Genomic DNA, 12,807 nt, shown 5'->3' with positions numbered 1-12,807 from the left:
GGAATCCTGCTCGGTTGGGCAGGGTCAGGTGACCCATCCACGCGTCGTGATCAAGGGCAGAGGGTGGATTCCCGCCTTATCGACCCGCATTCAGGGCGACCAGGTCGCGGGCATCTTCGAAAACCCGGCCGCGCCGGCCGTCGCGTGAGCGGACGGTCGCCACCACGATCGGGCCGCCCCGCGGGCCGCGGGCCTCATAGGCGACCAGTCGCCAGCTGTCGTTGGACGACTGGTTGTCGGTCAGGATCCAGCTGGCCCGGACCGAATCGCCGCCGGCGCTGGTGCGGATCTCGGCGCTGTCCTCATGGGCCTGGATGCTGACGCTGTCATCTCCCGAGCGGATATCGACATTGCCCGATCCGTCACTGGCCTGGAGGTTGAGGCCGCCAATGCGGATGTTGGCCTTGTCGCCGTCGGTCTGGATGTTCAGTCCCGGCAGGCGGACGTTTGCGACGTCGCCCCGGCTGTGGATGCGCATCCCGGGGGCCTCGACTGATGTGCTCCCGGCTGTGGCACCGGCTTCGGCCGGGACAGTTTCGATCCCGGCTTCAGCCTCGCCCGCCCGTAGCGAGGCCCTGGCGTGCGGCATGTCCGCCGAAAGACGGGTTTCGAAGGCCTTCAGGATATCGTCGACCGGCTCGTCCTGCAGCCGAACCAGATGCAGGCTGACCTCGGCCCCCTTGGGCCCGCCATAGCTGCAGACCAGGCCGCCGGAATGGGCCGAACCCTTGCGGGTCAGGCTGCCCATGGTCTGAGGGCATTGCAGGGCGTCAATGACCCGGAGCACGCCGTGAGCCCTGCTGTCGTCGCTGCGGCTGCTCGTAATCCGGACCGAGCGTTCGCCGTCGCAGGCCGCCGTCAGGACGGACAGGCCGCAGATCATCACGAAGAGGGGGCGCTGGGTCATCGGCGGTTCCTGTTCAGGCCCCTATCCTGAGCGTTTCCGGGACTCAATCCAGTGAAATCGCGGTAATTGGTGTGTCCGGGTCAAAGCCGCCGTGTGGCGGAATTCAGCTGCCCGGCCGGACCCCTTCGCGCCGGTTCAGGAAGGCGAGGCGTTCAAACAGGTGCACGTCCTGCTCATTCTTGAGCAGGGCCCCGTGCAGCGGCGGGATCAGCCGGTTCGGCGACTGTTCGCGCAGGGTGGCGGGATCGACGTCATCGACCAGCAGTAGTTTGAGCCAGTCCAGCAGTTCCGAGGTTGAGGGTTTCTTCTTCAGGCCCGGGGTGTCGCGGATCTCGTAGAAGGTCTTCAGGGCCTCGGACACCAGCCGCGGCTTGATGCCGGGGAAATGGACATCGACGATGGCCGTCATCGTCTCGGCGTCGGGGAAGCGGATATAGTGGAAGAAGCAGCGGCGCAGGAAGGCGTCGGGCAGTTCCTTCTCATTGTTCGAGGTGATGACCACGACCGGCCGGACCGCGGCGCGGATGGTCTCACCGGTCTCGTGGACGAAGAACTCCATCCGGTCGAGCTCCTGCAGCAGGTCGTTGGGGAATTCGATGTCGGCCTTGTCGATCTCGTCGATCAGCAGCACGGGGCGGACCGGCGCGGTGAAGGCTTCCCACAGCTTGCCGGGTTTCAGATAGTTGCGCACCTCGTGGACGCGTTCGTCGCCCAGCTGGCTGTCGCGCAGCCGCGACACCGCATCATATTCGTAGAGGCCATTGTGGGCCTTGGTGGTCGATTTGATGTGCCAGGTGATCAGCGGCGCATTGAGGGCCTTTGCCATCTCATAGGCCAGAACCGTCTTGCCGGTGCCCGGCTCGCCCTTGATCAGCAGCGGACGCTCGAGCGCGACGGCAGCATTGACCGCAATCTTGAGGTCGTCGGTGGCGATATAGTTCGAGGTGCCCTCGAATCGGTCGGTCGGCCGCTGCATCGGTTGCTCCGCAAGAATTCAGGAGAGGCCTAGCCGATGCGGCGGGGGGTTCACAACGATCTGTTTCGACCGGCCGGCTCAGGTGATGTGTTTGGGCGTCGGCGGATCACTGGCCGGGAAGGTTTCCTCGATGCTTTCATCGATCAGGGCTTCCTGACGATTTTCAGCGCGGCGTTCGTCTTCGCGCAGCTGATCGGGCTTGCCGTGTTCGCGCGGGCCACGCCGGGCATGCGGGGTGTCTGGATCGTTGTCCTCGCGGGGCGTCGGATGGTGGGGGGGGGATTGGCTCATGATGGTCCTGTCCAGGTTTAAGGGGTCACTGTCGGGTCCGTACCCAAGGGCTGAGATGTCATCGTCGTCGAGGCGACGCGCCTCCCAGTGGGCGGCGCTGGCCTGGGCCCCGCGCTGCTCGCGCATCAGGCCGGCGTAGACCAGTTCGATGTCGTCGGCCTGGCCGGGGTCGTCGTCGGTCTCGTCTTCCGATCGCCGGGAACGGCCGGGGACGAGACCCAGCAGGGCGTCTGCCGCAGCCTCGATCCGGCCTGAAATGAAATCCCGGTCGGAATCGGGGGCGTCCGCGACGGACTCGTCGTCCTCATCGTCGCCGTCACCGTCCGCCCGCGTGACGTCCAGCACCGGCCCGTCTTCATCCAGCAGAAGGTCGCCGTTGCCCTCATCGTCGATGTGGGTTTCATCGAAGGTTTCGGACTGGTCCTGTTCGTCCGGTGGTTCGGTCAGGTCCGGCATGGCCCTCTCCTTTTGCACAGGGACAACGCCTGTCCGGCGTGCGATGTTCCGTGGTGATATGGGCCGTACAAGACATGGTTAACCACACCTGTTTAACTTCTGTTGGGTCCTAGGCCGCTAGCCTGGCCACGCGGGACTGTTGGAGACCTCCGGAATGCCGCTCAAGCTGTCTTTAAAGCCCGGCGAAAAATTCGTGCTCAACGGGGCTGTCGTTCAAAATGGCGACCGTCGCGGTGTGTTGATCCTGCAGAACAAGGCCAGCGTCCTTCGCGAGAAGGACATCATGCAGGTCAGTGAAGTCACCACGCCGGCCAAGCGCATCTATTTCCCTGTGATGATGATGTATCTGGACGAGGGCGCGGCACCGACACTGCTGGACGAATTTACGCTGAGACTGTCTGAATTCATGGGGGCCACGCGTAATCCGGAGGCCATGGCCGAGTGTATTTCGGCATCGCGTCACGTTCTGGCGCGTGAATATTACAAGGCCCTGATGGCGGCCCGAAAACTGGTTGAATACGAAGAGCAAAGGCTGGGGAATGTCCCATCAGGCGTACAAGACCGCAGCCACGAGGGCTGAAACCCCTCGTGAGATGGAATACCGGTTGTTCGGCCAGGTGACGCGCGCCCTGATGCACGCGGCGACGGTCGACGAGTCGGATGTGGCCACCCGTATCGATGCCCTGGACTGGAATCGCCGCCTCTGGTCAGCATTGGCGACCGATTGCAGCGACCCTGGAAACACGATGGCCAAGCCGCTGCGGGCCCAGATCATTTCCATCAGCCTGTTCGTCGGTCGCCATTCGTCGGAGATCATGCGCGGCGAGGATGATTTCGACGCCCTGATCGATATCAACCGCATGATTATGCAGGGCCTGGCCACCGAGGTTCCGAGCGCGGCCTGATCGCATCTCGTGACTAGGCAATTCCGGCGTAATCGTGCCGGGTCGTAGTTGCCGGGTTGTGGTCCGGGTATGAGCTAAGTATCAGAAAACAAAGAACGGCCGGCGCGATTTGCGTCGGCCTTTTTCTTGCTCTGGATGCCTGCGGAACAGAACCGGTTCCCCGGCCAGAAGGCCGTTCCTCAACCCTCCAGAATGGAAGGACCCGTTGATGACCTCTTCGGTGAATACAAACGTGGGCGCAATGATCGCGCTCCAGAACCTGAATGCGACCAACGCCGAACTGGCCGTGACTCAAAACCGGATCAACACCGGAAAGAAGGTCTCCAGCGCCAAGGAAAACGGGGCCATCTGGGCAATCGCCCAGGGCCAGCGAGCCGAGGTCGGCGCACTGGGTGCGGTGAAACAGTCACTCGATCGCGGGGTTTCCGCGGTGGATGTGGCTCTGGCGGCAGGCGAGACGGTCTCTGACCTCTTGCTGCAGATGAAGGAGAAGGCACTGGCAGCGACAGACCTGTCGCTGACGACATCGGCGCGGTCCGCGTTGAACGAGGACTTCATTTCGCTGCGAGATCAGATCGCCAGTGTGTCCGCCAATGCCGAATTCAATGGGGTAAACCTGCTGAAAACGGGGGCGACTGGATTTGGCGCTCTGGCCAACGCATCGGGGACGTCCACCATCACTGTGGCTCCTGAAGTCATGGCGTTGGGCTCGACCAACGTGTCCGTGACCGCAACACAGGCAGTCGACACCCAGACGAAGGCTGTCGCCTCGCTGACTGCGGTCAATGATTCCATTACGGCCGTTTCGAGCGCGCTCGCGCGCCTCGGGACCAAGTCGAAGGCCCTCTCAACCCATACTTCGTTCGTCGGCAAATTGACGGACGCGCTGGAAGCGGGGGTCGGAAATATGGTCGACGCCGATCTGGCGAAGGAAAGTGCCAAGCTCCAGTCGCTGCAGACAAAGCAGCAACTCGGGGTCCAGGCGCTGAGCATCGCCAACCAGTCGCCACAACTGATTCTGTCGCTGTTCCGCAATTGATGCGTTCAGGACGACAGGGACGCCGGAGGGGGCAACCTCTCCGGCGTTTCCATAGGGGCCGGCCAATTCAGATCAGGTTCTGGAGCCAGTTCAGAATGCCGGAGACGATCGCGACGACGGCGGACCAGACCAGGACGATGTAAATACCGCAGACGACGGTGCCGATTCCGCCAATCAGAACCGCCAGACCGTCGCGCTGGGTGATCGCCAGCCCGAAGATGGCGATGGTGAAGGCCGGCAGCATGTCGCCGAACGGCACCGGCAGGGCCAGCATGATCGCCAGAACGAAGCAGATCGCGCCGGTGATCACATCGGCCGTCTCGCCGGTCAGGACCGGAAGGCGCGGACGGCTCAACGCCTCGATCGCCCGGATGGATTTGAGGACCCGGCCGCCACTGGCCTTGCGGTAGGCGGCGCGACTGACGGAGATCCGTAGCAGCCAGCGCGGAAGCCAGACCGTCTGACGCTGTATCGCCAGTTCCAGCGAGAGCAGCATGATCGGGGCGCTGAACACTGCCTTGCCTCCGGGCGGCCACGGGAACAGCGACATCAGCGCCAGCACCAGGATCAGAGCCCCGAAGGCGCGTTCGCCAAACCCCTCGACGACCTCGGCGAGGCTCAGCTGCGGCTCATCGCCGTGGCCCAGGCTCTCGATCACCTCCGCAAGTGTACGCCGGGCTTCTGGCGGCATGATGGAAACGGAGGTCATGGGCGGATTATTGATCCTGGCGGATGTTGCGGGTGCCACAGGTAGGGCCGACAGCCCCCCGGCGCCACTGTCTTGATCGATGAAACCGTATGTTCGCGGCGATCCGCCGCGATGACACATCGGGCAAGGTAGGGGGGGGCGTTTGCGCCTTCTAGCTGCCCAGCAATTCCCGCCCGATCAGGAAGCGGCGGATCTCGTTGGTACCGGCACCGATGTCATAGAGTTTGGCGTCACGGACGAGGCGCTCTACGGGCCACTCCTTGGTGTAGCCGGCCCCGCCGAGGGCCTGGACGGCCTCGAGCGACACCTTCACCGCATTCTCCGACGCCAGCAGGATGGCCCCGGCGGCGTCGTAGCGAGTGGTCTTGCCTTGGTCGCAGGCGCGGGCGACGGCATAGACATAGGCCCGGGCCGAGTTGAGAGCGACATACATGTCGGCGACCTTGGCCTGCATCAGCTGGAATGAGCCGATCGGCTTGCCGAACTGCTTGCGTTCGCGGACATAGGGCAGGACCACGTCCAGCGCCGCCTGCATGATGCCCAGCGGTCCGGCCGACAGCACAGCGCGCTCATAGTCGAGACCGCTCATCAGCACGCCGGCCCCGCCGCCGACGGGACCCATGACGTTCTCTTCCGGGACCTCGCAGTCCTCGAACACCAGTTCGGCGGTGTCGGAGCCGCGCATGCCCATCTTGTCCAGCTTTTTCGAAACGCTGAATCCCTTCATGCCGCGTTCGATCAGGAAGGCGGTGCAACCTCTTGATCCTGCTTCTGGATCAGTCTTGGCATACACCACCAGGGTATCGGCTGACGGGGCGTTGGTGATCCAGAATTTGGTCCCGTTCAGGACGTAGCGGTCGCCGGTCTTGTCTGCCCGGGTGCGCATCGACATCACGTCAGAACCCGATCCTGCCTCGGACATGGCCAGGGAGCCGACGTGTTCGCCCGAGATCAGTTTCGGCAGATATTTGCGCTTCTGGGTCTCGGTGCCCCAGCGGCGGATCTGGTTGACGCACAGGTTGGAGTGGGCCCCGTAGCTGAGGCCGACCGAGGCCGAGGCGCGTGACACCTCTTCCATGGCGACGACGTGCTCGAGGTAGCCCAGGCCGAGGCCCCCATAGTCTTCCTCGACGGTGATGCCATGCAGGCCCAGCTCACCCATTTCGGGCCACAGCTGACGGGGGAAGGTATTGGTTTCATCGACCTCGGCGGCGATCGGGGCCAGCCGGTCGGTGGCCCAGCGGGCGGTCGTTTCACGGATCATGTCGGCATTTTCGCCGAGGTTGAATTCCATGGATTGGGGGGCGTTGGGAATGCTCATGCGCGGGGCGTAGCACCGGGCGAGCCGGCGCGCAAAGCCGTCGCGCGCGTTAGTCTATTCGGTCCGGGACCGCCCCAACAGGCCGTACAGATTGACGGATGACACCACGACACAAATCCCGCCGATAACGGCCAGTACCCAGGCGACAACGGTGGTCTCGCCCATCGGCGACGGATGTTCCAGCGCAAAGCGGAAGGCGGCCGCCGAAGACGCGCTGGCCACCAGGCCGACTCCGCCCATGATCACGAAGGCTCCGGTCTGACTCCAGTCAAACCGGCGGGGTGAGGATTGCCGCACCTCATGGCGCAGGACGGGCGAAGCCGGCACGTCATCAAAAAGCGTCTCCTGGTTCGCCACGGGGACCACACGCTGTTCGTCCGGCCAGACCGGGCGGGAGTCAGTCGCGGTTCCCTCTTCGGCCGACGGCGTGAGCACGAGTACGGGTCCGGAGGTGGTGCCGGATGACAGGGACCCGAACGGCTGGACGACCGGAGCCGGATCGACCGGGACGGATTCAGCGGGGGCCGGCGCGACCGGAGCCGGTGCAACCGAGGCCGGTTCGACAGGGTCGGCTCCGCCTGCCACCGTCTCGCTGACCGGCCCGGCAGCAGGTGGAGCCGGGGCCGGATCAGGTTGTGCGACCTCGGGTTCCGGGGCCGGGGGCGTTTCGGTCACCGTCCCGGCAAGGGGTGGTGCGACAGGAGCCCCGACCACACCAGGCAGGGGGCCGATGATTGAGCTGCCATAGGGCGTATAGCGCTGGAACAGCATCGATGGTCGGGACACAGAAGCGATCACAGCGGGCGCGTTTGTAACCGCTGGCGCGGTTTCCACTGCGAGGGTCGGTGCTGCCGTATCGTCATCGGTACCGGTGTTTCCGGTGTCCACCGGTTGCGGCTCGATGGGCTCTGCTTCTCCCAGCAGGGTGGCGACTGCAGCCGCGCGGGTCGCGATGCTCGAGACCGGAGTGGGCAGGCCGCTGTCGCGGCCTGGCTCCGACGGGACGGGCAGGGGGGCGGACAAAAGGTCGACGAGGTGGATGGGCCGGGCCGGGTCGGCGACGAACAGGGCGCGTTCAGCAGCCCGGCGCCGCGAGACCGTGTCAGGCGGGGTCGGTTCCGGCCAGCCGATAAGGGCGTCGGCGGCCTGGTCGGCCAGTCCGGCATTCAGGCGGTGAAGGACATCCGAACCGAGAAACCGATCGACTCCGATCGACAGGGCGAAACTGGCCAGCGCGTCGAACTGATGCTGGTTGATAGCTGCGGGTACGCCGGTGTTGATCGCCCGGACCACCGGGATCAGATCATATTGCAACAGCAGTTCGGCGTCGGCTTCCGAGACGGTCTGACCCTGACGGGCCGAGGCCGTATGGCCGTAGCCGATCAGCCAGCGGCCATCACTGCACTGGACGGCACGTGAACGGAAGCCGGCAAAGCTCTTGATGAGGACGACGCCCTCGCGGGAGACTTTCATGCGTTTCGTGGTCACTTCGGACAACAGACTGACCCAAATCGAGACGGGCGCCATCGCCCGACCGGAACACCAGCAAGCGACGGGCCGCGTCCTTGAAGTGTTAGATCAGGACCATGGCCGCAAGGCCCAGGAAGACAAAAAAGCCCACCGTATCGGTGATCCAGCTGACGAAGACCGGGGACGAAACCGCCGGGTCACGGTCCAGCTTGTCGAGTGCGAGGGGGATCAGGGTCCCGGCCAGCGAGGCGGCAAACAGGTTCACCACTACGGCGATGCCGATGACCAGGGACAGCAGCGGCTTGCCAAACCAGATCGCCGCGATACCGGCCAGCAGGATGGCGATGGTGACCCCGTTGGTCAGGCCGACAATCACCTCGCGACGGACGATACGCAGGGCGTTGGCCGCGGTCAGTTCACGCGCTGCCAGCGAACGCACGGCCACGGTCAGGGCCTGGGTTCCGGCATTGCCGCCGATCGAGGCGACGATGGGCATCAGGACGGCGAGCGCCACCAGGGTCTCGATCTCGCGCCGGAAGATACCGATGACCATGGAGGCGGCCACCGCGGTTCCCAGATTGATCACCAGCCAGGGAATGCGGGAACGGACAATGTCCCGGACACTGCCGTCGCGGCCCTCGTCGCTGACACCGGCGAGGCGCAGAATATCCTCGCGGTTTTCTTCCTGGATGATGTTGACGATGTCATCGACGGTGATCTGGCCGACCAGCCGACCGGCCGTGTCGATGACCGGGGCCGAGATCAGGTGATATTTCTCGAAGATGTAGGCGACTTCTTCCTGGTCGGTGTCGACGGCGATCTCGTTGATCGGCTCCATCAGTTCCGACAGCTTCACATCGCGCTTGGCGCGCAGCAGCCAGCTGATCGGCACGCCGCCGACCGGGCGGTTCAGCGGATCGACGACATAGATGTCGAAGAACAGTTCGGGCAGATCGTCGGTCTGGCCGCGGACATGATCGATGGTATCGCCGACGGTCCAGAACTGGGGCGCGGCCATCACCTCGCGCTGCATCAGACGGCCGGCGGAATCCTCATCATAGCCCAGTGAGGATTCGATCGCGGCACGATCGGTCTCGGGCATGGCGGCCAGCACGCGCTCGCGCTGGTCGTCCTCCAGGTCCTCGACCACGGCGGCGGCGTCGTCGGAGTCGAGTTCCTGCAGCGCCTCGGCCAGGGTCAGGTGCGGGACCCGCTCCAGCACTTCCTCGCGAATACCGTCGTCGAGCTCAGGCAGGGTTTCGGCGAGCAGCTCCGGCGGGAGCCAGAGCACGACTACGCCGCGGTGCTCCGACGTCAGGAAGCCCATCAGATCGGCGACGTCGGCCGGATGCAGGTCTTCAAGCAGGGAGCGCAGACGCAGGCCGTCGCCGTCGTCGGCGGCGTCGACGACCTTCTCGACGAAGGTCGCCGTCAGCACATAGTCTTCATCGAGGGCCGCGTGGTCCTCGATGACGGCGTCATCGTTCTTGATCCGGCTCAAGGTGGCGGAGTCCGTGTTGTTCACGTGTCTGCCTCCCTGATTGGTTCAGCCGGATAAAGCCGATGAGTCGCCTTGTTTAGCCAGATGGTGCGGTCGAGAAGACTCGAACTTCCACGGGTTGCCCCACAGCGACCTCAACGCTGCGCGTCTACCAATTCCGCCACGACCGCTCGCATCGGAGCGGGGGCAATAGCGGAGAGATCGGGGAAAGGGAAGAGGCGATTCCTGTTGATCCGCCGCTCGCTGTGTCCGTTGAGCCCACGGTCGAGCCGGATCGAAAAGGTCGGGCCTTTCGGGCGTGGTCCGGGATCAGGCGGCCCCGGCCATAAAGTCGAAGAGGTCGGCGGTGCGGGTCACGGTGATGGCGATGCGGTCCTCGCGAATTTCGATCTCGCCGCGGGCCACCGGATGATTGTTGGCGAGGATCCAGACCTCGTCATGTTCCGAAGCGTCGAGCGGGATCACCGCCCCACGGCCCATCCGCAGCAGCTGACTCATGGGCAGCACAGAGCGACCCAGAACCACCGAAATTTCAACATCAACGGCTTCGATCTGGCTCAAGGCGTACTCTGGAACTGTAGTCTGGGCGGACGGTTGATCTTGCATGAGGCCCTCGAGAGTCACATTGAGGGCTCATGCTTTCCCACACGTTAAGCTCCGGCGCTTCCTCACTGATTCCCGCAGATGGGGTCCCGGTCGGATGGGCCGTGTCATCCGGTCTGGTCGACTATGTTTCGGCCGTGGCCCTGATGGAGGCACGGGTGGCGGCGATTGCGGCCGGCGAGGCCCCGGAACTTGTGTGGCTGCTGGAGCATCCCCCGCTCTATACGGCGGGCGTGTCGAGTCGGGAGGCCGACCTGCTGGATGCAGGCCGCTTTCCGGTCCACCGGACCGGCCGGGGCGGACAGTTCACCTATCACGGTCCGGGACAGCGGGTGGCCTATGTGATGCTGGATCTGAACCGGCGCGGCCGGGACGTACGCGCTTTTGTCAGGGGGCTTGAACGGTGGCTGACCGGAGCCCTGTCCGACTTTGGGGTCGAGGCTGGGGTGCGCGACGGTCGTGTCGGGGTCTGGGTCGAGCGTCGGGGTCTGACAGATGATGGTGCGGTCTGGAGCCGTGAGGACAAGATCGCCGCCATCGGCGTCAAGGTCCGCAGATGGGTCAGTTTTCACGGGATCAGTCTGAACGTAGAGCCGGACCTCGGACATTTTGACGGTATCGTGCCCTGCGGTATCGCCGAGCACGGGGTTACCAGTCTGGTCGATCTCGGCGTTCTGGCCACGATGGATGAGGCGGACGCGGCCCTGAAGGCGGCATTCCGGCGAGAGTTCGGCCCCCTGGAGCCGGAGGCCCCGCCAGTCTGACCCCGATTAATCCAGAGGGTTGGGAGACTTTTCCACAACCACAGGATTAATTGTTGAACCCCTGAAGGCTGTATTAACCCTCCCGGGTGCAATATACCACAGTTCGCTTAACCTCCTCTGGTTGGATTTCTCCCTGATGTCATGGACGCCCCCACCCGATATGACTGCTGAGGCGGGAGATCCGTCGGGGGATATGGCGACCTTTTTCGACGTCTCGCTGGACATGCTTTGTGTGCGGGACCTGTCGGGTCGCTTCGTTAAGCTGAACCGGTCGTGGGAGGCGGTGCTCGGCTATCCACTGGACGAGCTGGAGGGGTCACCTCTGCTGCCGCTGGTCCATCCCGATGATGTGGAGGCCACGCAGGCGCATATGGCACGGCTGGACCTGCAGGAACCTGACGGCGAGGTCGTGGGGTTCGTCAATCGCTATCGCCATCGCGATGGCAGCTACCGACAACTGGAATGGCGGGCCAGGCGTTCGGGCGAGCGAATTTTCGCCGTGGCACGGGACGTGACTGAACGCACCAAGACCGAGGGGGAGATGGCAGCCGCCCGGCTTTCCGCCGAAATGGCGAGCCAGGCCAAATCCGATTTTCTGGCCAATATGAGCCACGAGGTCCGGACGCCGCTGAATGGTGTGATCGGCGTGGCGGCGGCATTGAGTCAGACTGATCTGACGCCCGGTCAACGCGAAATGGTCGATCTGATCGAACAGTCCGGCGTCACGCTGGAGCGGCTGGTTTCGGACATTCTGGACGTGTCCAAGGTCGAGGCGGGACAGCTGGACATCGAGATTCACGATTTCGATGTCGGCGCGGAAATCGACGGCGTGATCGAGATGATGCGGATCCGGGCGGAGAGCAAGGGTCTGGTGTTCCGTGTCGACCGGGGAGAGACGGCCCGCGGGGGTTTTCTGGGTGACAGCACCCGCATCAAACAGGTGCTGGGAAACCTGTTGTCCAACGCCGTCAAATTTACCGAGGCCGGCGAGGTTCGGGTCGGGGTTGAGGTGCAGGATGATCACCCCGAGCCCGGCATGGCCCTTCTGATCTTCGAGATCCAGGACTCGGGTGTGGGTTTTGACCAGGCGTTCATCGCTACCCTGTTCCAGCGTTTCAGCCAGGCGGACAAGTCGATCACCCGTCGTTTCGGCGGTACCGGCCTTGGCCTGTCGATCTGCCGGTCCCTGGTCGAGTTGATGGGTGGTGAGATCAAGGTCGAGTCCGAGCCGGGGCAGGGCAGTCTGTTCCGGGTCGCCATCCCCCTGTCGCGGACCCGGTCGCTGGCGGAGCATGATGCCCGACGAGCTGAGGTCGTCGATGTGGCGTTGAGTCCGGCACAAAGTATGACCGCACAGGATGGTCCGCGGGTTCTGCTGGCCGAGGATCATCCGGTGAATCAGAGGGTGGTTCAGCTGATCCTGGCGGAGCAGGTCAGCAGTATTCACACGGTCGAGGACGGTGCGGTGGCGCTGGCGGCCTTTCAGAACGGGGAATTCGACCTGGTTCTGATGGATATGCAGATGCCGGTGATGGATGGTCTGGAGGCGACCCGGGCCATTCGCGCGTTTGAACGTACCCGGCCGGACCGTCCGCGCACACCCGTGATCATGCTGAGTGCCAATGCCATGCGTCAGCATTATGAGGACTCGCTCGCGGCGGGTGCCGATCTGCATTTGCCCAAGCCGATCACCGCTGCTGCCTTGCTGGCGGGCATGGAGTCGGTCCTGACCAGCTCCGCGGTCCGCGCCACCGGTTAGTGTTCCCGCCTTTGGCGGGTTCAGTCCGGCTCCGGAAAATGTCCCGAATTCCGCTCTAGCTGTGGAGCCTCAACAGGTTGTCCTCGGCGAGGGCGAGTCTGCTGAT

General features: G+C 64.1%; 13 protein-coding genes and 1 tRNA gene. 5 read left to right on the top strand and 9 right to left on the bottom strand.

Features of this window, described 5'->3' with window-relative positions; translation table 11 throughout:
- Positions 1-76: 76 nt before the first annotated feature.
- The 3 genes from AAC050_RS13530 to AAC050_RS13520 all read right to left on the bottom strand — a co-directional run bounded on the left by AAC050_RS13530 (position 77) and on the right by AAC050_RS13520 (position 2,630).
- Complete coding sequence (locus AAC050_RS13530) at positions 77-907, bottom strand: methyltransferase type 11 (RefSeq protein WP_339915620.1); 831 nt, start codon at positions 905-907, stop codon at positions 77-79.
- 103 nt (positions 908-1,010) lie between these two features.
- Entirely contained in the window at positions 1,011-1,883 is an 873-nt protein-coding gene (locus tag AAC050_RS13525; RefSeq protein ID WP_339915619.1) for a MoxR family ATPase, read from the bottom strand.
- A 78-nt stretch (positions 1,884-1,961) separates the two neighbouring features.
- A complete protein-coding gene (locus AAC050_RS13520; RefSeq protein WP_339915618.1) occupies positions 1,962-2,630 on the bottom strand; it encodes a hypothetical protein in 669 nt (222 codons plus the stop codon).
- A gap of 154 nt (positions 2,631-2,784) precedes the next feature.
- Here AAC050_RS13520 and flbT point away from each other — a divergent pair, with 154 nt between their 5' ends.
- The 3 genes from flbT to AAC050_RS13505 all read left to right on the top strand — a co-directional run bounded on the left by flbT (position 2,785) and on the right by AAC050_RS13505 (position 4,574).
- The gene (gene flbT, locus AAC050_RS13515; protein ID WP_339915617.1) at positions 2,785-3,210 is read left to right on the top strand and encodes a flagellar biosynthesis repressor FlbT; all 426 of its coding nucleotides are present in this window, start codon (positions 2,785-2,787) and stop codon (positions 3,208-3,210) included.
- Complete coding sequence (gene flaF / locus AAC050_RS13510; protein ID WP_339915616.1) at positions 3,170-3,535, top strand: flagellar biosynthesis regulator FlaF; 366 nt, start codon at positions 3,170-3,172, stop codon at positions 3,533-3,535. Before flbT ends, flaF begins: the two co-directional genes overlap by 41 nt.
- 208 nt (positions 3,536-3,743) lie before the next feature.
- A complete protein-coding gene (locus AAC050_RS13505) occupies positions 3,744-4,574 on the top strand; it encodes a flagellin (RefSeq protein ID WP_339915615.1) in 831 nt (276 codons plus the stop codon).
- Between the two features lie 67 nt (positions 4,575-4,641).
- On the opposite strand, the gene AAC050_RS13500 is transcribed toward AAC050_RS13505, so the two are convergent.
- The 6 genes from AAC050_RS13500 to AAC050_RS13475 form a co-directional block, all read right to left on the bottom strand.
- Positions 4,642-5,283 (bottom strand): exopolysaccharide biosynthesis protein, encoded by a 642-nt coding sequence (locus AAC050_RS13500; protein WP_339915614.1) that lies wholly within the window; start codon positions 5,281-5,283, stop codon positions 4,642-4,644.
- A 151-nt stretch (positions 5,284-5,434) separates the two neighbouring features.
- Positions 5,435-6,604 (bottom strand): isovaleryl-CoA dehydrogenase, encoded by a 1,170-nt coding sequence (locus AAC050_RS13495; RefSeq protein WP_339915613.1) that lies wholly within the window; start codon positions 6,602-6,604, stop codon positions 5,435-5,437.
- A 54-nt stretch (positions 6,605-6,658) separates the two neighbouring features.
- Positions 6,659-8,077, bottom strand: coding sequence for a glycoside hydrolase family protein (locus tag AAC050_RS13490; RefSeq protein ID WP_339915612.1), 1,419 nt, complete (start codon positions 8,075-8,077; stop codon positions 6,659-6,661).
- Positions 8,078-8,177: 100 nt separating this feature from the next.
- Complete coding sequence (mgtE, locus tag AAC050_RS13485; RefSeq protein ID WP_339915611.1) at positions 8,178-9,599, bottom strand: magnesium transporter; 1,422 nt, start codon at positions 9,597-9,599, stop codon at positions 8,178-8,180.
- A 61-nt stretch (positions 9,600-9,660) separates the two neighbouring features.
- Positions 9,661-9,745 (bottom strand) — tRNA-Leu (locus AAC050_RS13480).
- Positions 9,746-9,884: 139 nt separating this feature from the next.
- Entirely contained in the window at positions 9,885-10,181 is a 297-nt protein-coding gene (locus AAC050_RS13475) for a FliM/FliN family flagellar motor switch protein (protein WP_339915610.1), read from the bottom strand.
- Positions 10,182-10,210: 29 nt separating this feature from the next.
- Here AAC050_RS13475 and lipB point away from each other — a divergent pair, with 29 nt between their 5' ends.
- Positions 10,211-10,942: a lipoyl(octanoyl) transferase LipB gene (lipB, locus tag AAC050_RS13470; RefSeq protein WP_339915609.1), complete on the top strand. Its 732-nt coding sequence runs from the start codon at positions 10,211-10,213 to the stop codon at positions 10,940-10,942.
- 193 nt (positions 10,943-11,135) lie between these two features.
- A complete protein-coding gene (locus tag AAC050_RS13465) occupies positions 11,136-12,701 on the top strand; it encodes an ATP-binding protein (protein WP_339915608.1) in 1,566 nt (521 codons plus the stop codon).
- The last annotated feature ends 106 nt before the right edge of the window (positions 12,702-12,807 follow it).

It is taken from the genome of uncultured Brevundimonas sp. (assembly GCF_963974615.1).
Taxonomy (GTDB): domain Bacteria; phylum Pseudomonadota; class Alphaproteobacteria; order Caulobacterales; family Caulobacteraceae; genus Brevundimonas.
The sequence above is the reverse complement of the archived record's forward strand: the minus strand, read 5'-3'. Positions and strand labels throughout refer to the sequence as shown.

Excerpts from the sequence above, each read along its gene's own strand:
- AAC050_RS13530 (WP_339915620.1), bottom strand. The coding sequence starts at position 907 with ATGACCCAGCGCCCCCTCTTCGTGATGATCTGCGGCCTGTCCGTCCTG.
- AAC050_RS13525 (WP_339915619.1), bottom strand. The coding sequence starts at position 1,883 with ATGCAGCGGCCGACCGACCGATTCGAGGGCACCTCGAACTATATCGCC.
- AAC050_RS13520 (WP_339915618.1), bottom strand. The coding sequence starts at position 2,630 with ATGCCGGACCTGACCGAACCACCGGACGAACAGGACCAGTCCGAAACC.
- flbT (WP_339915617.1), top strand. The coding sequence starts at position 2,785 with ATGCCGCTCAAGCTGTCTTTAAAGCCCGGCGAAAAATTCGTGCTCAAC.
- flaF (WP_339915616.1), top strand. The coding sequence starts at position 3,170 with ATGTCCCATCAGGCGTACAAGACCGCAGCCACGAGGGCTGAAACCCCT.
- AAC050_RS13505 (WP_339915615.1), top strand. The coding sequence starts at position 3,744 with ATGACCTCTTCGGTGAATACAAACGTGGGCGCAATGATCGCGCTCCAG.
- AAC050_RS13500 (WP_339915614.1), bottom strand. The coding sequence starts at position 5,283 with ATGACCTCCGTTTCCATCATGCCGCCAGAAGCCCGGCGTACACTTGCG.
- AAC050_RS13495 (WP_339915613.1), bottom strand. The coding sequence starts at position 6,604 with ATGAGCATTCCCAACGCCCCCCAATCCATGGAATTCAACCTCGGCGAA.
- AAC050_RS13490 (WP_339915612.1), bottom strand. The coding sequence starts at position 8,077 with ATGAAAGTCTCCCGCGAGGGCGTCGTCCTCATCAAGAGCTTTGCCGGC.
- AAC050_RS13475 (WP_339915610.1), bottom strand. The coding sequence starts at position 10,181 with ATGCAAGATCAACCGTCCGCCCAGACTACAGTTCCAGAGTACGCCTTG.
- lipB (WP_339915609.1), top strand. The coding sequence starts at position 10,211 with ATGCTTTCCCACACGTTAAGCTCCGGCGCTTCCTCACTGATTCCCGCA.
- AAC050_RS13465 (WP_339915608.1), top strand. The coding sequence starts at position 11,136 with ATGGCGACCTTTTTCGACGTCTCGCTGGACATGCTTTGTGTGCGGGAC.